We start from the raw sequence: 21873 nt of genomic DNA, 5'->3' as shown, positions 1-21873 counted from the left end.
GGCCGCGTGCTCCGCCCCTCGGTCCCGGATCGGCCTGCCGTCCGGGATGACGGCGGGGGTTGGCGCTCTCCCTTGACCCAACCGCCGCGCTCGCGGGACAAGCATGTGCCCCACAGGCGCATTCTGGAGAGACCCCGCTGACCGCTCCCATCCGCATCGCCGTCGCCGGCGCGCTCGGCCGCATGGGCCAGGCGGTCACCGCCGCGATCGCCGCCCGCGACGACCTCGTGCTCGCCGCCCGCTTCGACCGGCCTGGCGCCGTGGGCGAGGGCCTGGTGACCCAGGAGGCCGCGCTCGCCGCCTGCGACGTGGTGATCGACTTCACCACGCCCGCGGCCTCGGTGTCCCTGGCCCAGGCCTGTGCGGCCCGCGGCGGGCCGGCCCTGGTGATCGGCGCCACCGGTATCTCCGAGCGCGAGGGCGCCGCCATCGACGCCTGCGCGGCGACCATCCCCATCGTGCGGGCCCGCAACTTCTCCCTCGGCGTCAACATGCTGATGGGCCTGGTGGCCCAGGCCGCCCGCGCGCTGCCGGCCCGGGACTACGACATCGAGATCTTCGAGGCCCACCACCGCCGCAAGATCGACTCCCCCTCCGGCACCGCCCTGATGCTCGGGGAGGCCGCCGCCGAGGGCCGCGGGGTCGAACTCTCCGACGTCGCCCAGCGTGGCCGCGACGGCATCAACGGTCCCCGCGCCGAGGGCGACATCGGCTTCTCCGTCATGCGCGGCGGCGACATCATCGGCGAGCACTCGGTGACCTTCGCCGCGGAGGACGAGATCCTCACCCTCAGCCACTCGGCCCGCGACCGGGGCCTGTTCGCCCGCGGCGCCGTGGAGGCCGCCCGCTGGGTGGTGGGCAAGCCCGCCGGAGCCTACGACATGCAGGACGTCCTAGGCTTCAAGGCTTAGGCGCGCTGCAAAACGGAGATTTTTTCTCCGCATCCGTCATCTTTTGGGGACTTGTCATGGCCGGAGACATCCTAGACCTGGACGCCACCAGCCAGCTCGCCGCCCTGGCCAGCAAGCGCATCTCCGCCGAGGAGCTGCTGAAGCTGGCCCTCGGCCGCCAGGAGAAGCTGCACAAGCGGATCAACGCCGTGGTCAACGCCGACCTGGCCTACGCCCTGGAACGCGCCCGGGCCATCGACGACATCCGCCTCAAGGACGGTCAGCTCGGGCCCCTCGCCGGCCTGCCCATGACCATCAAGGACACCCTGGACGTGGCCGGCATGCCCGCATCCTCCGGCCTGGACGCCTTCCGCCACCGGATCTGCGAGGACGCCCCCGCCGTGGCCGGCGCCCGGCGGGCCGGGGCGGTGATCTGGGGCAAGACCAATGTCCCGGTGATGGCCGGGGACTGGCAGAGCTTCAACGACCTGTTCGGGACCACCAACAACCCCTGGGACCCCGAGCGCACCAGCGGCGGCTCCTCCGGCGGGGCGGCGGCGGCGCTGGCCGTCGGGATCACCGCCCTGGAGATCGGCTCGGACATCGGCGGCTCCCTGCGGGTTCCGGCCAGCTTCTGCGGCGTCTTCTCCCACAAGCCCACCTGGGGCCTGGTCTCGCAGATCGGCCATGTTCCGCCCCAGCCTGGCGCCCATGCCGAGCGGGACCTCAATGTCATCGGCCCCCTGGCGCGCTCGGCGCGGGATCTGAAGCTGCTGCTCTCCCTGATCGCCGGGGGGCCGGTGGCGGCCAAGGCCCCGCCCGCCGACCTGGCGAAGACCCGCATCGGCCTATGGCTGGAGGCCGACGGTTTTTCCCTCGACGCCGAGGTGCGCACGGTGATCGAAGCCTTCGCCGCCCAGCTCATCGCCGCCGGGGCCCAGGTGGAGCCGATCTCCAGCCCCGTCCCCGTCGACCAGCTGATGGGCGCCTACCAGGTGCTGCTGGGCTCCATCGTGGCGACCGACCTGCCCGAGGCCCAGCGCCGGCAGATGGCCGCCATGCGCGGCGTCTCCAAGCTGGCGGTGACGCTAGGGGCCGACGAGCGGTCGGCCATCGCCCAGGTGCGGGCCTATACCGCCACCCACGCCGAGTGGCTGGAGGCCGACGAGGTCCGCTGCCGCCTGCGCGACAGCCTCAAGGACGTCTTCTCCCGCTTCGACGTGATCCTGGCGCCCGTGAGCGCCACGGTGGCCTTCCAGCACAACCACCGGCCCTTCGCCGGCCGCAAGATCACCTGCTCCAACGGCGAGACCCTGCCCTACGGCTCCATGCTGAACTGGATCGCGCTGGCGACCGCCTGCCACCTGCCGGTGACCACCGTCCCCGCCGGCCACGCCATGTCGGGCCTGCCGGTGGGCGTCCAGCTCATCGGCCCCCACGGCGGCGACGCCAAGACCCTGGCCGTCGCCCAGGCCATCGATGAAAATATCACCGGCTTCGTGAGCCCGGCGCTGGAGTTCTAGGGGGCTGACGGGGTGGGGGCTCGCTAGCGCTAGAAGCGCCCACCTTCCATCCGGCCGTCATCCTCGGGCTTGTCCCGAGGATCCATGATCTCCGCATTTCCGAACAGGGCGCGAACCTCGCCGCCGAGGGCCCGCTGCTCCACGGTGTCTATGGATCCTCGGGACAAGCCCGAGGATGACGTTCAGAGGACGTGGAAACGCGCGACCGTCTCTCGCGGGACCCTCAGGTCGCGCCCGTCGACCCGAACCCGCCGACCCCGCGGGCCGTCTCGTCCAGATCCGCAACCTCGGCCACCACCGCCTGGGTCACCGGGGCGATCACCATCTGGGCGATGCGGTCACCGCGACGAACGGTGAAATCTTCTGCGCCCAGGTTGATCAGGATGACCTTCACCTCGCCGCGATAGTCGGAATCCACCGTGCCGGGCGTGTTCAGGCAGGTGATCCCCGACTTCAGCGCCAGGCCCGAGCGGGGCCGCACCTGGCCCTCGAAGCCCCGGGGGATCGCCATCGAAAGGCCGGTGGGCACCGCGTGGCGGTCGCCGGGACGGATCACCAGCGGCTCGTCCTGCGGCACGGCCGCGCGCAGGTCCATGCCGGCGGAGTCGGCGGTCTCGTAGGCCGGCAGGGGCAGGTCCGAATTATGCGGCAGGCGCTTGATGGGCAGGTTCACGACAGCTCCTCGGCCATGCGGGCCGCCAGCTTGCGGGCGACCTGGGACTTGGCGGTTCGCTCCCATCGCTCGATTCCCTGGGCGGTGACGATAGCCACGGCGTTGTCGTCGCCCCCCATGGTGCCCTCGATGCTGACGTCGTTGGCCACGATCCAGTCGCAGCCCTTCTTGGCCAGCTTGGCCTGGGCGTAGGTCTCCACGTCGTGGGTCTCGGCGGCGAAGCCCACCACCAGCTTGGGGCGGCGGAAGCCGTTGGCCAGCGTCGCCAGGATGTCGGGGTTCTCCACCAGCGTCAGGGTCGGCGGGCCGGCGGCGCCCTTCTTCATCTTCACGTCGGCCGCCGCCTCCGGCCGCCAGTCGGAGACCGCGGCCACGCAGACGGCGATCTCGGCGGGCAGGGCGGCCTCGCAGGCGGCCAGCATCTCGCGCGCCGTCTCCACGTCCACCCGGGTGACGCCGGGCGGGGTGGCCAGCGCCACCGGCCCGGCCACCAGGGTCACCTGGGCGCCCAGCTCGGCCAGCGCCGCGGCGATGGCGAAGCCCTGCTTGCCGCTGGAGCGGTTGGTGAGCACGCGGACCGGGTCGATGGGTTCGGCGGTGGGGCCGGCGGTGACGATGGCGCGTTTTCCCGCCAGCGGCTTGGCCGGGGGGCCCTGCAGGGCGGACATGATGGCGGTGAAAATTTCTGCGGGTTCCGCCAGGCGTCCGGGGCCGAACTCGCCGCAGGCCATGGCGCCCTCGTCGGGCCCCACGAAGCTCACCCCGTCGGCCCGCAGGGTCGCCAGGTTCCTCTGGGTGGCCGGGTGGTTCCACATCCGCACGTTCATGGCCGGGGCCATCAGCACCGGCTTGTCGGTGGCCAGCAGGGTGGTGGAGGCCAGGTCGTTCGCCAGACCGCCCGCCGCCTTGGCCATCAGGTCGGCGGTCGCCGGCGCCACCACCACCAGGTCGGCGGAGCGCGAGAGCTGGATATGGCCCATCTCCGCCTCGTCGTTCAGGGAGAAGAGCTCGGAATAGACGCGGTCCTCGGCCAGGGCCGAGAGGCTGAGCGGGGTGACGAACTGGGCGCCGGCGGCCGTCAGGATCGGGCGCACCGCGACGCCGGCCTTGCGCAGCAGCCGCACCAGTTCGAGGCTCTTATAGGCCGCGATCCCGCCGCCCACGATCAGGAGAATCCGCTTTTCCGACAAGGCTTCGCGCCCCCTTGGGTGTTGGTCCCCGGTCATAGGCCAAACGCGCGCGCTGGACAAACCCGCCGATCTGTTCTTAATTTGTTCCAGCTTCACTTGGCCGTGCAGGGAGAGAACACGATGGCTGGGTTCAAGGTGTGGTTGAGCGCGGGCGCCGCGCTGATATTGCTGGCCGCCTGCGAGCGCCCCTCGGCGGTGGCGAGCAAGTCCTCCGATTCTAGCGGTTCGTCGGCCGCTTCGGCCTCCGGCGGCGGGGAACATGTTTCGCAAACCGCCAGCGCTGAGCGCCGCGACGAGGCCGTGCCCCAGGTGGACGGCAAGCCCATGTGGTCCTCCAGCCGCAAGGGCAGCGCCCAGGAAAACGCCGCCAAGAGCTTCGAGCGCAACGGCGAGGACTTCGGCGCCAAGGACCTGGACGCCTTTGTCAAGAAGGCCCACGCCTTCGTCGACCACCCGCCGGCCGGCACCCAGACCCTGAAGCGGTCCAACGGCGACACCCTGTTCTACGATCCCAAGGGCAATGTCTTCGCCGTGGCCAACAAGGAGGGCGCGCCGCGCACCATGTTCAAGCCCGACGAGGGCGCCGCCTACTGGGACGAGCAGAAGGCCCGCGAGGCCAAGCGCCAGACGGCGGCCCGCAAGGACAGGGACAGTGACGATGGCTGACCCCAAGCACATCGTCCGCACCCGTGACCTGGACTGGGCCGCCCTGCCCTCCGGCCGCCACCCCTTCAATCCGGACTCCGAGATGAAGATGGCGCGGCTCGGGGACCAGACCGGCATGAGGCGGGTGCTCACCAACCTGGTCCGCCTGCCGCCCGGCAAGGAGAGTTTCATCGCCCACAGCCACGCCGTGGAGGAGGAATTCATCTTCGTCCTCGAGGGCTCGGGCCAGGTGGTGCTGGACGGGGTGGCCCACGCGGTGGGGGTCGGCGACTTCGTGGGCTTCCCCACCGACGGGGTCGTGCACGCCTTCCGCAACACCGGGACCGGCGACCTGCTCTATCTCACCGCCGGCGAGCGGGCCCGGGTGGAGGTGGCCGAGATGCCCAGCATCGGCAAGACCGCCGTCTTCCGTCCGGGCCGGATCAGCCTGTTCGGAGACGATGGGGTCGAGGAACTCACCGCCGAAGAATGGGGCGCTCGGACGAAGCCTAGCTAGGCAGCCGGCTCGCCAGCCAGAAGACCAGGGTGGCCACCAGGGCCCCGATGGCGAACCAGCGGGCGGGGTGGGCCTCCTCGGTCTCCACGACCGTCACGGCGGGCGCGGGCGGGGTCTCCAGCAGGCGGCCCAGATTGCGCAGGGCGCTCAGGCCCTCCTCGGCGAAGCGCCTGGCCTTGGCGGCCGGCGACAGCTCCCGCAGCATCCAGCGGCGCACCACCGGATCGGCGGCGGCCCAGATGTCGTGATCGGGACAGATGCGCCGAGCCACCCCCTCCACCGTCATCATGGTCTTCTGCAGCAGCACCAGCTCCGGGCGCAGGCGCATGTCGAACAGGGCGGTGATCTCGAAGAGCTGGATCAGCACCCGGCTCATGGAGATCTCGTTGGCCGGCCGGCCGAACACCTGCTCGCCCACCGCCCGCAGGGCCTGGGCGAAGGCCGCGGGGCTGTGGCCGGCGGGCACATAGCCCGCCTCGAAATGGACCTGGGCGACCCGATCATAGTCCTTCTCCAGGAAGCCCCAGAGGATCTCGGCCAGGTAGCGCCGCTCCGGCGCCCCCAGGCGGCCGATGATCCCGAAGTCCACGGCCACCACCCGGTCCGGCGCGGCGACGAACAGGTTCCCCTCGTGCAGGTCGGCGTGGAAGACGCCGTGGTCGAGGGCCTGGGCCAGGAAGGCGCGGATCAGATTGTCGGCCAGGGCCTGGCGGTCGAGGCCGGGCAGATCCAGCGCCGCGGGATCGGAGAGCGGGGTTCCCGCCGCCCATTCCTGGGTCAGCACCTTCTTGCCGACGCCCTCCCAGACGATCCTCGGCGTCGACATGTAGCCATCGCGGGCCATGACCTGGGCCAGTTCGTCGGCGCCGGCGGCCTCCAGGCGCAGGTCCAGCTCCAGCTCGGTGGCGCGGATCACGGTGGCGGCCAGGGCGCGGGGCGCCAGCCGGCGGGCCGCGAAGCTCCAGCGCTCCACCAGGGCGCCGGCGAGCGCCATGGCCTCGGCGTCCTGGGCCACCCGCAGGGCGACCCCGGGGCGCAGGACCTTCACCGCCACCCGGCGGCCATCCAGCAGGGTCGCCTCGTGGGCCTGGGCCAGGGAGGCGGCGGCGACCGGCGGGCCGAAGGCGCCGAACAGGCTCTCCACCGTGCGGCCCAGGGTCAGCTCCACCTCGCGGCGGGCCTGGTCGGTGGGGAAGGGATCGAGCTTGTCCTTCAGGCGGGCGAGATCCAGGGCGAAGGTCTCGCCGAAGATGTCGGCCCGGGTGGAGAGGAGCTGGCCCAGCTTGATGGCCACCGGCCCCAACTGCTCCAGCGAGCGGGCCAGGCGTTCGCCGGGGCGACCGACGCGGGCGGTCGGTCCGGCCGCCATGCGCGACAGATTGGCGAGGAATTTCAGGCCCGGCGGGTAGAGGCCGTCCAGCTCACGGGGCAGCAGGGCGTCATTGCGCGCCAGCAGCAGGCCCGCCCCCACCAACCGACCATAGGCCGACAAGGTCCCCACCGATCAGACAGCCCAACCGTGGTGCAGGGCCGCGACGCCCCCGGTGAAGTTGGTGTAGCCGGCCTTGCCGAAGCCGGCCTTGGTGATCAGGTCGACGAAGGTCCTCTGGTCGGGGAAGCGTCGGATGCTCTCCACCAGGTACTGATAGGAGGCGCGGTCCTTGGCCACCAGTTCGCCGATGGCCGGGATCACCTTGAAGGAATAAGCGTCATAGGCCTTGCGCAGGGCCTCGGTGGCCGGCTGCGAGAACTCCAGGCACAGGAACCGGCCGCCGGGCTTGAGCACCCGGCGGGCCTCGCGCAGGGCCTGGGAGATGTCGGTGACGTTGCGGATGCCGAAGGAGATGACATAGGCGTTGGCGCTGGCGTCGGGCAGCGGCAGGCGCTGGGCGTCGCCGACGGTCCAGGTGATCTCCGGCTCCCCGCCCCGCTCGCGCCCGGCGGCGATCATCTCGGCGTTGTAGTCGATGATGTGGATGGCCGCGTCGTCCCCGCCCCGGCGCAGCTGGGCGGCCCGGGCCATCTTGGCGAAGCGGCGGGCCATGTCGCCGGTGCCGCCGGCGCAGTCGATGATGACCTCGCCGGGCTGCGGGTTCAGCCGCGCGGCGACGGCGTCCTTCCAGAGCCGGTGCACGCCCGCGCTCATCAGGTCGTTCATCAGGTCGTAGCGGCTGGCGACCCGGTCGAAGACGCCGCGCACGAGGCTCGGCTTCTCGGCGGGGTCCACGTCGCGGAATCCGAAGGTGGCGGCGGGTCCTGTCATGATGAGCGGTCTTAGACCGCGAGGGCCGGCCGCGCCAGCCTCGCCGGCTTGAGCCGGGGCGCGACCCATGCCACTCCAGGCCATGCCCGAACTTCCCGAGGTCGAGACCGTCCGCCGCGGCCTGGCGCCCGTGCTGGAGGGCCAGAGGCTCTCCCGCGTGGAGGCCCGACGCGCCGACCTGCGCTTCCCCTTCCCCGAGGGCTTCGTCCAGCGCCTGACCGGGGCGACGATCCAGCGCCTGGAGCGCCGCGCCAAATACCTGATGGGGGTGCTGGACCGCGGCGAGACCCTGGTGATGCACCTCGGCATGAGCGGCCGCTTCGAGATCGCCCGGCCCGAGGGGACGGTGCGGCCCGGCGAGTTCGTCTATGCCCAGGACCCCGACCCCAAGCACGCCCACGTGGTGTTCGAGACGCAGGGCGGAGGCCGGGTCACCTACTACGACCCCCGCCGCTTCGGCTACATGGCGCTGATCGAGACGGCGACGCTGTCGGAGCACCCCTGGTTCGCCGGGCTTGGCCCGGAGCCCCTCTCCGAGGCGTTCAACGCTCAGGGCCTGCAGGCCGCCTTCGCGGGCCGCAAGCAGGGCCCCAAGACCCTGCTGCTGGACCAGCGCGTGGTGGCGGGCCTGGGCAATATATATGTGTGTGAAGCGCTGAACCGGGCGCGGATATCCCCCTTCAAGCCCGCCGGATCGATCGCCGCCAGGAAGCTGCCCGGCCTGGTGACCATCATCCGCGAGGTGCTGGAGGAGGCCATCGCGGCCGGCGGCTCGACCCTGCGCGACTACGCCAGCGCCGATGGGGCGCTGGGCTATTTCCAGCACCGCTTCCGCGCCTATGGCCGCGAGGGCCAGCCCTGCCTCAATGAGAGCTGCACGGGCGTCATCGCCCGCGAGGTCCAGGCGGGGCGCTCGACCTTCTTCTGCCCGGTTTGCCAGAAATAGTCCCCGCTCCTCCCGGCGAGGGCCGGGACCCAGAGTCGTCTCGAAGGTCTGAAGTCGATCCACGGTCCGCACTTCGGCCGGTTCTGAGATCGGAGTGGGTTTCACCTGGATCCCGGCCTTCGCCGGGACGAGCGGAGAGTTGGTTGCCCGGCATGCCATTTCACTTCGCCGCCAAGCCCACTAGATTCATTCCAATGTTGAAGCTTGGCCCGCTCGCCCTGGCGGCGTTCCTGATCGCCGGTCCCGCCCTGGCCAAGCCGCCGGTCTGGATCGTGCGCGACGCCGATTCCGAGGTGGTGATCTTCGGCTCGGTCCATGTCCTGCCGCCGGGCCTGGACTGGCGGCCGCCCGCCCTGGACGCCGCCCTCGCCAAGGCCGACGACCTCTGGTTCGAACTGCCCATGGGCCCGGCCACCGAGGCCGAGATCGCCGGCCTGGCCGCCTCCAGGGGCGTCCTGCCCCCCGACAAGTCCCTCAGCGGCCTGCTGTCGCCGACCGGGGCGACGGCGCTCGCCAAGGCCAGCCAGAAGTTCGGCCTGACCCCGGGCTTCCTCGATCGCCTGGAGCCCTGGTTCGCCGAGGCGGCCCTGGCCGGGGCGGAGTTCCGCGCCGCCGGCGCCGACACCGACTCCGGGGTGGAGAAGGCGCTCGCCGCCACCGCACCCGCCAGCGCCCAGCGCCGGGCCTTCGAGACCGCCGCCCAGCAGATCGCCCTGTTCGACGAGGCCCCGGTCCCGGCCCAGGTGGCCTCCCTGGAGGAGAGCCTGGACCAGATGGACAAGGACCCCGACGCCTATGATCGGCTGGTGGCCGCCTGGATGGCCGCCGACACCGCCGCCCTGGAGCGGGACGCCCTGGACCCCCTGCGCCACGCCTCCCCGGCCCTCTATGAGCGGCTGGTGAGCGCGCGGAACGCCGCCTGGACCCGGGTGCTGGACGGCCGGCTGAAGGGCCATGGCCGCACTGTGGTGGTGGTGGGGGTGGGCCACCTGCTCACCGCCGACGGGGTGCCCGCCCGGCTGCGGGCGCTTGGCTATTCGGTCGAGGGGCCGTAATCGGGCTCTCTACACGCAAGAGGAGCCGGCCATGGCCTATGAGACCCTGATCGTCGAGACCACCGACGCGGTGACCCTGATCCGGCTGAACCGGCCCGAGGCGCTGAACGCCCTGAACACCCAGCTGCTGTCGGAGCTGTCGGCCGCCCTGGACGCCGCCGAGGCCGACGACGGGGTGCGCTGCCTGGTCCTGACCGGGTCGGAGCGGGCCTTCGCCGCCGGCGCCGACATCAAGGAGATGTCGGACAAGACCTACGCCCAGATGTTCACCCAGGACTTCTTCGGCGCCTTCGCCCGGCGGATGGAGCAGTTCCGCAAGCCGGTGATCGCCGCCGTCGCCGGCTACGCCCTGGGCGGCGGCTGCGAGCTGGCCATGCTCTGCGACTTCATCATCGCCGCCGAGACCGCCAAGTTCGGCCAGCCGGAGATCAATCTCGGCGTCGCCCCGGGCATCGGCGGCACCCAGCGCCTGACCCGCTTCGTGGGCAAGTCCAAGGCCATGGACATGATCCTGACCGCCCGGATGATGGACGCCGCCGAGGCCGAGCGCTCGGGCCTGGTGTCCCGCGTGGTGGCCGCCGACAAGCTGATCGAGGAGGCCATGGCCGCGGCCACCAAGATCGCCGGCCAATCCCCCCTGGCGGTGATGATGAACAAGGAACTGGTGGAGGCGGCCTACGAGACGACGCTCGCCACCGGCGTGGCCCTGGAGCGGCGGCTGTTCCACTCCCTCTTCGCCTTCCAGGACCAGAAGGAGGGCATGGCCGCCTTCGTCGAGAAGCGGAAGCCGGCGTTCAAGGGGTCCTAGACCCACCCGCCGCTCATCCCGGCGCAGGCCGGGACCCAGGTGAAGCCCGCCGTCGCTTCAGATGAGGCCAATGTCGGATGATAGATCATCACCCACCGCTCAGGATGAATCTGGGTCCCGGCCTTCGCCGGGATGAGCGGTGCTTGAAATGCGGCTGATCGCCTTCGGCGAAAGCTTCGTCGCCGGCGCGGGCGATCCGGACCATCTGGGCTGGGTGGGGCGCGCCATCGCCGGCCGGCGGGAGATCAGTCTCTATAACCTGGGCATCCGGCGAGAGGCGTCGGACGCGCTGGCCGCACGCTGGGAGGGCGAGGCCCGGCTGCGGCTGGTGGATCACGAGCCCATGCGGATCGTCTTCTCCTTCGGCGTCAATGACTGCCACCTGGTGGACGGCGCGCCCCGGGTGGCGACCGCCGAGACCCTGAAGAACGCGCGCGCCATGCTGACACAGGCGCGGGCCCTGGCGCCCGTCCTGATGGTCGGGCCGCCGCCGGTGGCCGACCCCGGGGTCTGCGCCCGGGTCGAGAGCCTCAACGCCGCCCTGCTGGCCCTGTGCGCCCGGCTGCAGGTCCCCTTCATCGACGTCTTCCAGCCGCTGGCGGCCGGCGGCCTGTGGCAGGCGCAGGCGGCCGCCTGGGACGGCGCCCACCCCGGGGCGGGGGGCTATCAGCAGATGGCCGACCTGGTGAGCGCCCATCCCGCCTGGCGCCGATTCACCCAGGCCGCGGAATAGCTGCCGAGCCGCATTGACCCGAAGGGCGCCTTCCCGTATATCCGCGCCTCCAATTTACCCGCCCGAGCGCAGGTTCGGGCGCGAGCCGTTTTGAGAGCTAAATCATGGCCAATACGCCTGGCGCAAAGAAGGCCGTTCGCAAGATCGAACGCCGCACCGAAGTCAACAAGGCCCGCCGCTCGCGCGTGCGGACCTATCTGCGCAAGTTCGAAGAGGCCCTGACCTCCGGCGACGCCGCCGCGGCCAAGGCCGCCTTCGTCGAGGCTCAGTCGGAGCTGATGCGCGCGGTCACCAAGGGTGTTGTTCACAAGAACACCGGGTCGCGCAAAGTGTCCCGCCTGGCGGCTCAGCTCAAGAAGATGGCCGCTGCCTAAGGTTGCGGCGCCGAGCCTCTAGCTCGGCAGCTATCCTTCTGAAATAACTGACTATTTTGACGCACCCGCGGGTTGAAAGACCCGCGGGTGTTTTCGTGCGCCGCAGCATTTCAAAGCCAAGCCTGCGACGAATGTTCTCAGTTAACGGAAGGTCGATTTCGGGATTCCCTTGCCGCGCGAGGGGTCGATTTGAGTCAACGAAAATATCGACTGGACGGGCGAAGAATCTGCGTTGACCCCCCGGTCGCCCTGACTAGTGTTCGAGGTCTTAAGCGCGTTCTTCCATCCTATCTCGGATGAAAAAAGCGGCGGGGGGAGTCTATCTTCTCGGCGACTAAGAACTTGTGTTTGTTGAACAAAGATCCGGTGAGGCGCGGGGCCTAGACCGGACGGGCAGGTGATGGTTGGTGATGACGATGACGACCGGGGGCATAGCGGGCGACATGGCGGAAACGCCGGCGGGCGCTGTCTGGACCAAGACGTGCCAGGCGCTGAAGCGCGAGCTGGGTGAAGCCACGTTCGGCTCGTGGCTGGGCCAGGCGGCCCTGCGCGAGCGTGGGGGAGAAGTCTGTCTGGTGGCCGCCACCGGCGTGGCGCGCGACTGGATTCGCCGGCACGCCTGGCGACGGATCGGCGAGCTGTGGGCGCAGAACGATCCCATGGGCCGCGCCCTCGACCTGAAGTCCCGCATGGAATTCGATCAGGCCGGCCCGGCCGCGCCCATGGTGGCTGTCGTCGCCCCGGCGGCCGCCGTCGCCGTCCGGGACGCCGACACCGGTGTCATCGAGATCGAGGTCGACATCACCCAGCCCAAGGCGGCGCGCCAGCAGGGGCTGCAGGACCGCTTCTCCTTCGAGACCTTCGTCGCCGGCCCCGCCAACGAGTTCGCCTTCGCGGTCGCCCGCCGGGTGGCCTCCTGGGCCGACGGCCACTTCAATCCCGTGCTCTTCCACGGCCCCTACGGCTTCGGGAAGACCCACCTGCTCAACGCCATGGCCTGGGAGGCCATGCGGACGGCGCCGGGCAAGCGGGTGGTCTATCTGACCGCCGAGCGCTTCACCTCCACCTTCGTCAAGGCGGTCCAGGACCGCCAGACCGCGGCCTTCAAGGAAGAGCTGCGCAACGCCGACCTGCTGCTGATCGACGACGTCCAGTTCGTGGCCGGCAAGACCTCCACCCAGGAGGAGCTGTTCCACACCCTGATCGCCCTCATCGAGGACGGCCGCCGGGTGGTGATGACCGCCGACCGATCGCCGGCCGAGCTGTCGGAGATGGAGCCGCGCCTGCGCAGCCATCTGCAGGCGGGCCTGGTCTGCGGCATCGAACCCGCCGACCGCACCCTGCGGCTGGGCATCCTGGAGCGGAAGCTGGCCACCCTGGCCGGCCAGGGCCGCTTCATCCCCTCGGCCAAGTCCGAGGTGCTGCAATTCCTCGCCGACCGCTTCACCGACAGCGTGCGCGAGCTGGAGGGGGCCCTCAACACCCTGGTGGCCCGGGTAGGCGGCGAGATCGCCAACCTGTCCCTGGACGAGGCCCAGGCCATCCTGCGGCCCCACCTGTCCTGCACCGAGAAGCGGGTGACGGTGGACCAGATCCAGAAGGCCGTGGCCGAGCACTACGGCCTCAAGCAGGCCGACATGATCTCCGAGCGCCGGGCTCGCGCCGTCGCCCGGCCCCGCCAGGCGGCCATGTGGATCGCCAAGCAGATCACCACCCGCTCCCTGCCCGACATCGGGCGTCGGTTCGGCGGCCGCGACCACACCACCGTCCTGCACGCCGTGCGCCGCATCGAAGCCCTGAAGGCCGACGACCCGGTCCTGGCGCGCGATCTCGACCAGCTGCTGCGCAAGCTGCGCAGCTAGGCTTTAGTCTCCAAGTCCGAGGTTGAAACGAAGGCCCGCCACCCCCGGCGGGCCTTTCGCTTTTGGGGATCCTCCCCCAGGCGCGCAGCGCCGATGTGGGGGAGGTGGATCGGGGCGCAGCCCCGAGCCGGAGGGGGATCAACGTCGTTGACCGCCATCGCCCACAAACAAGAGTCCAAGTCCCCTCGGGCGCTTCGCGCCAGCTCCCCCAGTGGGGGAGCATCTGCAGAAACGAAAAAGGGCGGCCGCATCGCTGCGGCCGCCCCTTCGATGTCTCGGAGGTGAAGGCGCTTTAAGCGTCTTCGCCCTGCTTGGCCGAGAGGTCTTCGCCGGTTTCCTGGTCGACGACCTTCATGGACAGGCGGGTCTTGCCGCGATCGTCGAAGCCCAGGAGCTTGACCTTCACGGTCTGGCCCTCGGTCAGGACGTCGGACACCTTGGCGACGCGGTCGTTGGAGATCTGGCTCACGTGAACCAGACCGTCCTTGGCGCCGAAGAAGTTCACGAAGGCGCCGAAGTCGACGATCTTCACGACCTTGCCGGTGTAGATGGCGTTCAGCTCGGGCTCCGAGGCGATGGACTTGATCCATTCCTTGGCGGCGTCGATCTTGGACTGGTCGGAGGCCGAGACCTTGATGGTGCCGTCGTCCTCGATGTCCACCTTGGCGCCGGTCTTTTCCACGATCTCGCGGATGACCTTGCCGCCCGACCCGATCACTTCGCGGATCTTGTCGACCGGGACCTTCATGGTCTCGATCTTCGGGGCGAACTCGCCGAGTTCCTGACGCGGGGCTTCCATGGCCTTGGCCATCTCGCCGAGGATGTGCTTGCGGCCACCCTTCGCCTGCTCCAGGGCCTGCTTCATGATCGCCTCGGTGATGCCGGCGATCTTGATGTCCATCTGCAGGGAGGTGATGCCGTCCTCGGTGCCGGCGACCTTGAAGTCCATGTCGCCGAGGTGGTCTTCGTCACCCAGGATGTCCGACAGGACCGCGAAGCCGTCCTTTTCGAGGATCAGGCCCATGGCGATGCCGGAGACCGGCTTCTTCAGGGGCACGCCCGCATCCATCAGGGCCAGGGAGGAACCGCAGACCGAGGCCATCGAGGACGAGCCGTTGGACTCGGTGATCTCGGAGACCAGGCGGATGGTGTAGGGGAAGTCTTCCTGGCTCGGCAGCATCGGCCGGATGGCGCGCCAGGCGAGCTTGCCGTGGCCGACTTCGCGGCGACCCGGAGCGCCCATGCGGCCGGTTTCCCCCACGGAGAAGGGGGGGAAGTTATAGTGCAGCATGAACTTCTCGTAGTACTTGCCTTCCAGGGCGTCGATCAGCTGCTCGTCGTCGCCGGTGCCCAGGGTGGCCACGACCAGGGCCTGGGTTTCGCCGCGGGTGAACAGGGCCGAACCGTGGGCGCGGGGCAGGACGCCCACTTCCGAGACGATCTGGCGGACCTTGTCGACGGTGCGGCCGTCGATGCGGATGCCGGTGTCGAGGATGTTGCGACGCACGACGTCGGCTTCCAGCTCCTTGAAGACGCCCGCGAGCTTGTCGGGGGCGTAACCGGCCGGGTTGGCGTCGGACTTGCCGAACTTCTCGGTGGCCTTGGCCTTGGCCTTGCCCACCGCGTCCTGGCGCTCGCCCTTGGCGACGATCTTGTAGGCCGAGGCCAGATCCTTGCCGATCAGCTTCTTCACTTCGGCCTTGATGGCGTCGGTGTCGTCGGGGGTGAAGTCGAAGGGCTCCTTGGCGGAGTGCTCGGCCAGTTCGATGATCGCCTCGATCACCGGCTGGATGCCGGCGTGGGCGAACATGACGGCCTTGAGGACCTCATCCTCGCTGAGCTCCTGGATCTCGGATTCCACCATCATGACGGCTTCGTTGGTCGAGGCGACCACGAGGTCCATCTTGCTTTCCTTCATCTCGTCGAGAGTCGGGTTCAGGATGTACTCGCCGTTGACGTAACCCACGCGGGCCGCGCCGATCGGACCCATGAAGGGGGCGCCGGAGATCACCAGGGCGGCCGAGGCGGCCACCAGGGCGACGATGTCGGGATCGTTTTCCAGGTCGTGGGCCAGGACGGTGCAGACCACCTGGACTTCATTCTTGAAGCCCTTCACGAACAGCGGGCGGATCGGACGGTCGATCAGGCGGCTGGTGAGGGTTTCCTTCTGCGAGGGCGCGCCCTCGCGGCGGGGGAAGGAGCCCGGGATCTTGCCCGCGGCGTAGAACTTCTCCTGGTAGTTCACGGTCAGGGGGAAGAAGTCCTGACCCGGCTTGGCGCTCTTGGCGTAGACCGCCGTGGCCAGCACCATGGTCTCGCCGTAGGTGGCGAGAACGGCGCCGTCGGCCTGGCGGGCCATGCGGCCGGTTTCCAGGGTCAGCGTCTTGCCGCCCCACTCGATGGTCTTGCGTTTGATATCGAACATTTTGCTTCTTTCTCATCCCGCGGGCGTATTCCCGGCGGGGGCGGACAGGGCGTCGGGCTCCCGAAATCCTCTCCAGTCAAACAGGCGGGGTGAGGATTACTATGGAACCCTCGGCGTGATTGGGCGCCCACCGAAAGGGGCGGCCCATCGCCGCTTTTGATCCCCCGGCCTGTCGCGGAGGAAGCGGCGCAATGGAATAGAGCCTGATACGCAAAGCCCCCGCTCTCGCGGGGGCCGGACTTGAGGTCCTAGCGGCGCAGACCCAGCTTCTCGATGATGGCCTGATAACGACCGGCGTCGGTCGACTTCAGGTGGTCGAGAAGGCGGCGGCGCTGGGACACCATCTTGAGAAGGCCCCGGCGCGAGTGGTTGTCTTTCTTGTGCATCTTGAAGTGCTCGGTCAGGTTCGCGATCCGCTCGGTGAGGATCGAGACCTGCACTTCGGCGCCACCCGTGTCAGCCTCGGAGCGGCCATGGGTTTTGATAAGCTCGGCTTTACGTTCAATCGTAATCGACATCGGTCAGTCTCCGCTCTTTGTCAGATGAAAGACTCGCGAGGGCTCGAGCTTGCCTGCGCGCATCTCGCAGAGGGCGACCATCATACCCTCCGAAAGGACTGAAACGGTTCGAGAGCCCAGGGTGAACCGGGCTTTCAGGGCTTCAACCTGTCGGGGAACGAGAACGATGGGCCGTCCCTGCTTAAGGCTGAAGGCGTCTTCGGCGGTCACGGCCAGCTCCGGGATGTCGTCCAGGGCGGTCTCGACCGGAAGCAAGGCCTCCAGATGGCCGGGCTTATGCCCCAAATCCTCAAGCAATTCCAGTGTTATCGCCCGGTCTTCCGAGAAGGGCCCGACCCGGGTGCGGCGGAGCGCGCTGACATGGCCGCAGGCTCCGAGCATTTGCGCCAGATCGCGGACGATGGCGCGCACATAGGTGCCCTTGCCGCAGGTGACCTCGATCTCGACGTGATCGGCGTCGGGGGCGTCGGTGACCCGGGCGGAATGGATGGTGACGGGGCGGGCCTTGAGCTCCACCTCGTGGCCGGCGCGGGCCAGGTCATAGGCCCGCTCGCCGTCCACCTTGATGGCCGAGAAGATCGGCGGCACCTGGGAGATCTCGCCGACGAAGGCCGGCAGCTTCTCCTCCACCTGGGCCACCGTGGGCCGCACGTCGGAGGTGGCCGTGGTGGCGCCCTCGCGGTCGAAGCTGGCGGTGGTGCGGCCCCACTCGATGACGAAGCGGTAGGTCTTGTCGGCGTCCATCAGGAAGGGGACGGTCTTGGTGGCTTCGCCGAGCGCGATGGGCAGGATGCCGGTGGCCAGGGGATCCAGGGTGCCGGCGTGTCCCGCCTTCTGGGCGTTGAACAGCCGCCGCACGCGACCGACCGCGCTGGTGGAGGTCAGGTCATAGGGCTTGTCGAGGCAGATCCAGCCGGAGACCGGATCGCCCTTCTTGCGTCGCGCCATGGGGGAGATCAGTCCTCGTCGGAATCGGGGGCGGACGCGATGTCCTGGGCGACCTTGGGGTCCTCGAACAGCGCGTTCATGCGGCTGGCCTGGTTGAAGGTCTCGTCGTGGATGAACTTCAGGTCCGGCGTGAACTTCATGTCGATGGACCGGCCGAGGAGGCCGCGCAGGAACTTGGCGTGGCGGTTCAAGGCGTCGACCACCACCGAGGCCTTGCCGCCGCCGAGCGGCTCGACGAAGCAGACGGCGTGGCGCAGGTCCGGACTCAGCCGCACCTGGGTGACGGTGACCGAGACGCCGGCGAGGTCCGGATCGAGGATCTCGTGGTCGCGCATCACCTCAACGAGGGCGTGGCGGGTGAGTTCGCCGGCGCGCAGCTGGCGCTGGCTGGGGCCGGAATGCTTCCCGGCGGACTGACGTTTCATATCGCTGAACCTTCGCAGGCCTCGCCCGCGGATCGGACGCGGGTCTCAGGCAAGCGCGGGCTTCTAGTGAACCCGGACGGGCAAGTCCAGCGCTAGGCGCCGGTGCGTTCCTTGAAGAAGGCGATCACCCGCTGTTCGGCGGCCTTGGTGGGCCCATCCTCGGCGAGGTTCACGGTCAGCACCGAGTGGGGGTGCTTCAGGGGGCCAGGCGCGGCGTCCTTGGGGTCGATCTCGATGGCTTCGAACCTGTCGCCGAACTCTCGCTTGTAGGTGTCGAAGCGGGCGTCGGGGACGAAGGGGTCGCCGTAGAAGCGCAGGCCGATCATGGACAAGCCCTCCTGGGCGAACCGCGAGCGGGCGCAGGCGATCTCCGCGGGCGAGGCGCCGATCCCGGCCGCCCGCCTGGGATTGCTCGACCCCAGGGGCAGGGAGGGCTGGGAGACCACCGGCGCCACCACGCTGGGCTCGGTCATCATCGACAGGGCGAAACCGCCGGTGAAGCACATGCCCACGGCCCCGACCCCCTTACCGCCGCAGTCGTCGTGGGCTTGGCGGGCCAGGGCCCGGAGCCAGTCGACGATGGGGCTAGACTTGTCGGTGGCCCAGACATTGAACTCGCGGCGGATGCAGATGCCGGCCAGCATGGTGGCGGCGCCCAGGGGGTGGGTCGCCGGACGGCCGGCCACCCCGAACAGGTTGGGGCAGTAGACGGTCATGCCGGCGGCGGCGACCGCGTCGGCGAACCGCACCACCAGGGGGTGGAGGCCCGGCATCTCATGGATGACGATGACGGCGGGCCCCGAGCCGCGCCGGTAGACGTCGCGGGTCCAGCGCCCGTCGTCGAACTGGAACTTGTCGTAGGCGCTGAGCGCGGCCTCGTAGCCCATGGCGTCCCCCCGTTTTCCGGGGAGCCTAACCCGATCAGAGCTTGATGCGCAGGGTCGAAATATCGCCCTCGAAGCCCGAGAGCTTCCAGACCCCCTCCTCCCGCGTGAAGACCAGGATGCAGGGGCCGTCCTTGGTCCGGGTGGCGCAGACCCGGCCGTCGTCCATGGCCTTCAGCGAGCCGGCGATGGCGATCCGGTTGGGGATCGGCTGGCCGGGCTTGTAGCCGTAGGACTCGGCGACCTTGTGGAACACCCGGGGCTGGACCAGGGCGTCGCCGGCGATGTCGGCGATGGCCGGCGCCAGGATCGCCCCCAGGGCCTGCCAGTTCTTGTCCACCTTGGGGCTCTTGGCCTCGGCGGTCAGGCGGGCGGAGATCTCGTGCTTCAGGGCGTCGCGATCGACATGGGCGTCGAAGGTCGCCTGGTCCTCGTCGCGGATGGAGACCAGCAGGGTGTGGACGTCGCCCGCCGCGTCCAGGCGCTGGGCCGAGGCACAGGCGGTGAGGGAGAGCAGCAGGGCGGTCACCAGAAAGATGCGCATGGTCTACTCCGTTCAGGCCCGCCGTCGAATGCCCGGAAAATGGGGTGTCTTGATGGCCTTGGCGAGGGGCCATCGCGCGGCGGCGGCGGACATCAAAAGAGCCTCCCCGTCTCCGGGAAGGCTCTCATGAACTCAGGCCTTGGCCAATATCGCGGCCTAGAGGCTGCGCTTGACCTCTTCGAGGGTGAAGCACTCGATGGTGTCGCCCTCTTTGATGTCCTGGAAGCCCTGGAAGAACATGCCGCATTCCTGACCGGCGTTGACCTCGTTGACCTCGTCCTTGAAGCGCTTGAGCGTCTGCAGGGTGCCGAGTTCGAGGACGACGATGTCGTTGCGGATGATCCGGACGCGGGCGCCCTTGCGGACCGTGCCCTCGGTGACCCGGCAACCGGCGACGCGCCCGACCTTGGTGATGTCGAAGACCTGGAGGACCTCGGCGTTACCGATGAAGGTTTCGCGCTGTTCCGGCGCCAGCATGCCCGAGAGCACGCCCTTGATGTCGTCGATCAGGTCGTAGATCACCGCGTAGTAGCGGATCTCGACGCCTTCCCGCTCGGCCAGTTGGCGGGCCTGGCTGGAGGCGCGGACATTGAAGCCGAGGATGGGCGAATTGGCCCCCTTGGCCAGCATGACGTCGCTCTCGCTGATGGCGCCGGCGCCCGACAGGATGATCCGCGCGCGGACCTCGTCGGTGCCGAGCTTGTCCAGCGAGCCCACGATGGCTTCCGCCGAGCCCTGGACGTCGGCCTTGATGATGACCGGCAGCTCGGAGATCTTCTTGTCCTGCAGCTTGGCCATGAAGTCGGCCATGGTGACGCCGCCGGCGACCGGCGAGCCGGCCTTTTCACGCTTCACGCGGGTGCGGTAGGCGGTCAGCTCGCGGGCGCGGGCCTCGTTCTCCACCACCGCGAAGGGCTCGCCCGGCGAGGGCGTGCCGTCCAGGCCGAGGATCTCCACCGGCACCGAGGGGCCGGCTTCGTCGAGCTGTTCGTCGCGCTCGTTGAACAGGGCGCGCACGCGGCCGAAGTTGGAGCCGGCCACCACGATGTCGCCGCGCTTCAGGGTGCCGCGCTTGACCAGGACGGTGGAGACCGCGCCGCGGCCCCGGTCCAGCTTGGCCTCGATGACGGTGCCGTCGGCGGTGCGGTCGGGATTGGCCTTCAGGTCCATGACCTCGGCCTGCAGCAGGATCCCCTCGATCAATTCGTCGAGGCCCAGCTTCTGGGTGGCCGAGACCTGGATGGCCTGGGTGTCGCCGCCCAGGCTTTCCACGACGATCTCGTGTTGCAGCAGCTCGTTGATCACCCGTTGCGGATCGGCGCCGGGCTTATCGATCTTGTTGATGGCCACGATGATCGGCGCGCCCGAGGCCCGGGCGTGCTGGATGGCCTCGATGGTCTGGGGCATGACGCCGTCGTCGGCGGCCACCACCAGGATGACGATATCGGTGACGTCGGCGCCGCGGGCCCGCATCGCCGAGAAGGCGGCGTGACCGGGGGTGTCCAGGAAGGTGACCGACTGGCCGCTCTCCAGGCGCACCTGATAGGCGCCGATATGCTGGGTGATGCCGCCGTGCTCGCCCTTGGCCACATCGGCCGAGCGCAGGGCGTCGAGCAGGCTGGTCTTGCCGTGGTCGACGTGACCCATGACCGCCACCACGGGGGGACGGGACACCAGGTGATCGTCGAGATCCTCGTCGCCGATGAAGCCCTCTTCGACGTCGGCTTCCGACACGCGGCGGACGGTGTGGCCGAATTCGGTGGCCACCAGCTCGGCGGTGTCGTTGTCGATGACGTCGTTGATCTTCAGCATCACGCCCTGACGCATCAGGAACTTGATGATCTCCACGCCGCGGGTCGCCATCCGGTTGGCCAGCTCGGCCACGGTGATGACGTCGGGAATGATGACTTCGCGCGCGGCGCGGGCGGCTTCCTGGCCGCCGCCCTTGCGCTTCTCGCGTTCACGCTCGCGGGCCCGGCGAACCGAGGCCAGCGAACGCATGCGTTCGACGGCGCTCTCGTCATCCCCGGCCACGGCCTGGATGGTGAGGCGGCCCTCGCGGCGCTGCTGGGCGCCCTTGACGCGGGAGATGGCCTTGGTCGGAGCGGCCCCGGCCTTGCGGCGCGTATCCTCGTCGTCGTCGCGACGGGCGACGACGTCGCCGCCGGGCCGCGGGGCCTGACGGGTGGCGCGCTGGATCTCAGGCGTGGCGGGCGGCGCGTTCGGAGTCGGACGACCGGCGCCGGGACGGGCGCCGCCGGGGCGGGCGCCATCACGGGGCGCGGCCGGACGCGGCGCGAGCGCCGAATACCGGACGGTGTCGCCGCCGGCGGCCGGAGCCGCGGGACGGGCGCCACGATCGGCCTGGGGACGGTCGCCGCCGGGACGGGCGGCCGCCGCGGGGCGGTCGCCCTGGGGACGATCCTGGCCGGGGCGCGGGGCGCGCTGGCCGAAATTGGTGTTCTCGAACCGGCCCGGCGCCCGCTCGGGGCGATAGGTGGTGGTGGACGGCCGGTCGTCGCGGCGTTCGCGGGACGGCTCATAGGTGCGGGTCTGACCCGGCTGAACGGCGGCCGGGGGACGCGGCGCGGCGGGCGCCGGGGCCGAGGCCACGGGCGCCTGGGCCGGAGCGGCCGGGGCGGGCGTCGGC

21 protein-coding genes are annotated in these 21873 nt (G+C 69.7%); 10 read left to right on the top strand and 11 right to left on the bottom strand.

All coding sequences use genetic code 11. The annotated features are described in order from the left end of the window. Positions 1-137 precede the first annotated feature (137 nt). On the top strand, positions 138-911 hold the full coding sequence (gene dapB / locus AC1RN5_RS19360) for a 4-hydroxy-tetrahydrodipicolinate reductase (protein ID WP_493043636.1): 774 nt from the start codon (positions 138-140) through the stop codon (positions 909-911). Between the two features lie 56 nt (positions 912-967). After that, positions 968-2413 (top strand): amidase family protein, encoded by a 1446-nt coding sequence (locus AC1RN5_RS19355; RefSeq protein ID WP_493043046.1) that lies wholly within the window; start codon positions 968-970, stop codon positions 2411-2413. A 223-nt stretch (positions 2414-2636) separates the two neighbouring features. On the opposite strand, the gene dut is transcribed toward AC1RN5_RS19355, so the two are convergent. Next, complete coding sequence (gene dut, locus AC1RN5_RS19350; protein ID WP_493043044.1) at positions 2637-3086, bottom strand: dUTP diphosphatase; 450 nt, start codon at positions 3084-3086, stop codon at positions 2637-2639. After that, on the bottom strand, positions 3083-4276 hold the full coding sequence (gene coaBC / locus AC1RN5_RS19345) for a bifunctional phosphopantothenoylcysteine decarboxylase/phosphopantothenate--cysteine ligase CoaBC (RefSeq protein ID WP_493043042.1): 1194 nt from the start codon (positions 4274-4276) through the stop codon (positions 3083-3085). Before coaBC ends, dut begins: the two co-directional genes overlap by 4 nt. Positions 4277-4396: 120 nt before the next feature. Between coaBC and AC1RN5_RS19340 the strand changes: the two genes are divergently transcribed. Both AC1RN5_RS19340 and AC1RN5_RS19335 read left to right on the top strand, forming a co-directional pair. After that, a complete protein-coding gene (locus tag AC1RN5_RS19340; RefSeq protein ID WP_493043040.1) occupies positions 4397-4942 on the top strand; it encodes a hypothetical protein in 546 nt (181 codons plus the stop codon). Next, a complete protein-coding gene (locus AC1RN5_RS19335) occupies positions 4935-5438 on the top strand; it encodes a cupin domain-containing protein (RefSeq protein WP_493043038.1) in 504 nt (167 codons plus the stop codon). The genes AC1RN5_RS19340 and AC1RN5_RS19335 overlap by 8 nt, the downstream gene beginning before the upstream one ends. Here the strand turns inward: AC1RN5_RS19335 and ubiB are convergent. Further along, positions 5431-6939: a 2-polyprenylphenol 6-hydroxylase gene (ubiB, locus tag AC1RN5_RS19330; protein ID WP_493043036.1), complete on the bottom strand. Its 1509-nt coding sequence runs from the start codon at positions 6937-6939 to the stop codon at positions 5431-5433. The genes AC1RN5_RS19335 and ubiB overlap by 8 nt on opposite strands. Positions 6940-6942: 3 nt before the next feature. Further along, positions 6943-7701 (bottom strand): class I SAM-dependent methyltransferase, encoded by a 759-nt coding sequence (locus AC1RN5_RS19325; RefSeq protein WP_421933570.1) that lies wholly within the window; start codon positions 7699-7701, stop codon positions 6943-6945. Positions 7702-7783: 82 nt separating this feature from the next. On the opposite strand from AC1RN5_RS19325, the gene mutM reads away from it, so the two are divergent. The 6 genes from mutM to dnaA all read left to right on the top strand — a co-directional run bounded on the left by mutM (position 7784) and on the right by dnaA (position 13479). Continuing rightward, a complete protein-coding gene (mutM, locus tag AC1RN5_RS19320) occupies positions 7784-8647 on the top strand; it encodes a bifunctional DNA-formamidopyrimidine glycosylase/DNA-(apurinic or apyrimidinic site) lyase (RefSeq protein WP_493043634.1) in 864 nt (287 codons plus the stop codon). A 194-nt stretch (positions 8648-8841) separates the two neighbouring features. Then, positions 8842-9702 carry a TraB/GumN family protein gene (locus tag AC1RN5_RS19315; protein WP_493043034.1) on the top strand — a complete coding sequence of 287 codons (861 nt, stop codon included), beginning with the start codon at positions 8842-8844 and terminating at the stop codon, positions 9700-9702. Positions 9703-9733: 31 nt separating this feature from the next. Beyond that, a complete protein-coding gene (locus AC1RN5_RS19310) occupies positions 9734-10510 on the top strand; it encodes an enoyl-CoA hydratase (protein ID WP_493043032.1) in 777 nt (258 codons plus the stop codon). A gap of 148 nt (positions 10511-10658) precedes the next feature. Beyond that, complete coding sequence (locus AC1RN5_RS19305; protein ID WP_493043031.1) at positions 10659-11243, top strand: GDSL-type esterase/lipase family protein; 585 nt, start codon at positions 10659-10661, stop codon at positions 11241-11243. Between the two features lie 104 nt (positions 11244-11347). Then, positions 11348-11617, top strand: a complete 270-nt coding sequence (rpsT, locus tag AC1RN5_RS19300; RefSeq protein ID WP_293497186.1) for a 30S ribosomal protein S20 — start codon at positions 11348-11350, stop codon at positions 11615-11617. A gap of 410 nt (positions 11618-12027) precedes the next feature. Then, on the top strand, positions 12028-13479 hold the full coding sequence (gene dnaA / locus AC1RN5_RS19295) for a chromosomal replication initiator protein DnaA (protein ID WP_493043028.1): 1452 nt from the start codon (positions 12028-12030) through the stop codon (positions 13477-13479). 292 nt (positions 13480-13771) lie between these two features. On the opposite strand, the gene pnp is transcribed toward dnaA, so the two are convergent. From pnp to infB, 7 genes are all read right to left on the bottom strand, one after another. Continuing rightward, the gene (pnp, locus tag AC1RN5_RS19290; RefSeq protein ID WP_493043026.1) at positions 13772-15904 is read right to left on the bottom strand and encodes a polyribonucleotide nucleotidyltransferase; all 2133 of its coding nucleotides are present in this window, start codon (positions 15902-15904) and stop codon (positions 13772-13774) included. A 248-nt stretch (positions 15905-16152) separates the two neighbouring features. Further along, entirely contained in the window at positions 16153-16422 is a 270-nt protein-coding gene (gene rpsO / locus AC1RN5_RS19285) for a 30S ribosomal protein S15 (protein ID WP_421933577.1), read from the bottom strand. 3 nt (positions 16423-16425) lie between these two features. Next, positions 16426-17370: a tRNA pseudouridine(55) synthase TruB gene (truB, locus tag AC1RN5_RS19280; protein ID WP_493043023.1), complete on the bottom strand. Its 945-nt coding sequence runs from the start codon at positions 17368-17370 to the stop codon at positions 16426-16428. An 8-nt stretch (positions 17371-17378) separates the two neighbouring features. Then, positions 17379-17795: a 30S ribosome-binding factor RbfA gene (rbfA, locus tag AC1RN5_RS19275; protein WP_493043020.1), complete on the bottom strand. Its 417-nt coding sequence runs from the start codon at positions 17793-17795 to the stop codon at positions 17379-17381. A 92-nt stretch (positions 17796-17887) separates the two neighbouring features. Beyond that, a complete protein-coding gene (locus AC1RN5_RS19270; RefSeq protein WP_493043018.1) occupies positions 17888-18682 on the bottom strand; it encodes a dienelactone hydrolase family protein in 795 nt (264 codons plus the stop codon). A 34-nt stretch (positions 18683-18716) separates the two neighbouring features. Next, the gene (locus AC1RN5_RS19265) at positions 18717-19223 is read right to left on the bottom strand and encodes a DUF2939 domain-containing protein (RefSeq protein WP_493043016.1); all 507 of its coding nucleotides are present in this window, start codon (positions 19221-19223) and stop codon (positions 18717-18719) included. 156 nt (positions 19224-19379) lie between these two features. Next, a partial coding sequence (gene infB / locus AC1RN5_RS19260) for a translation initiation factor IF-2 (RefSeq protein ID WP_493043015.1) occupies positions 19380-21873 on the bottom strand: 2494 nt, incomplete at its 5' end.

This window comes from Phenylobacterium sp. GW821-FHT12F10 (assembly GCF_058806695.1).
The sequence above is the reverse complement of the archived record's forward strand: the minus strand, read 5'-3'. Positions and strand labels throughout refer to the sequence as shown.

Bases quoted from the DNA above. Each gene is read 5' to 3' on its own strand.
- AC1RN5_RS19355 (WP_493043046.1), top strand. From the start codon at position 968: ATGGCCGGAGACATCCTAGACCTGGACGCCACCAGCCAGCTCGCCGCC.
- AC1RN5_RS19340 (WP_493043040.1), top strand. From the start codon at position 4,397: ATGGCTGGGTTCAAGGTGTGGTTGAGCGCGGGCGCCGCGCTGATATTG.
- AC1RN5_RS19335 (WP_493043038.1), top strand. From the start codon at position 4,935: ATGGCTGACCCCAAGCACATCGTCCGCACCCGTGACCTGGACTGGGCC.
- AC1RN5_RS19325 (WP_421933570.1), bottom strand. From the start codon at position 7,701: ATGACAGGACCCGCCGCCACCTTCGGATTCCGCGACGTGGACCCCGCC.
- mutM (WP_493043634.1), top strand. From the start codon at position 7,784: ATGCCCGAACTTCCCGAGGTCGAGACCGTCCGCCGCGGCCTGGCGCCC.
- AC1RN5_RS19315 (WP_493043034.1), top strand. From the start codon at position 8,842: ATGTTGAAGCTTGGCCCGCTCGCCCTGGCGGCGTTCCTGATCGCCGGT.
- AC1RN5_RS19310 (WP_493043032.1), top strand. From the start codon at position 9,734: ATGGCCTATGAGACCCTGATCGTCGAGACCACCGACGCGGTGACCCTG.
- AC1RN5_RS19305 (WP_493043031.1), top strand. From the start codon at position 10,659: ATGCGGCTGATCGCCTTCGGCGAAAGCTTCGTCGCCGGCGCGGGCGAT.
- rpsT (WP_293497186.1), top strand. From the start codon at position 11,348: ATGGCCAATACGCCTGGCGCAAAGAAGGCCGTTCGCAAGATCGAACGC.
- dnaA (WP_493043028.1), top strand. From the start codon at position 12,028: ATGACGATGACGACCGGGGGCATAGCGGGCGACATGGCGGAAACGCCG.
- pnp (WP_493043026.1), bottom strand. From the start codon at position 15,904: ATGTTCGATATCAAACGCAAGACCATCGAGTGGGGCGGCAAGACGCTG.
- rpsO (WP_421933577.1), bottom strand. From the start codon at position 16,422: ATGTCGATTACGATTGAACGTAAAGCCGAGCTTATCAAAACCCATGGC.
- truB (WP_493043023.1), bottom strand. From the start codon at position 17,370: ATGGCGCGACGCAAGAAGGGCGATCCGGTCTCCGGCTGGATCTGCCTC.
- rbfA (WP_493043020.1), bottom strand. From the start codon at position 17,795: ATGAAACGTCAGTCCGCCGGGAAGCATTCCGGCCCCAGCCAGCGCCAG.
- AC1RN5_RS19270 (WP_493043018.1), bottom strand. From the start codon at position 18,682: ATGGGCTACGAGGCCGCGCTCAGCGCCTACGACAAGTTCCAGTTCGAC.
- AC1RN5_RS19265 (WP_493043016.1), bottom strand. From the start codon at position 19,223: ATGCGCATCTTTCTGGTGACCGCCCTGCTGCTCTCCCTCACCGCCTGT.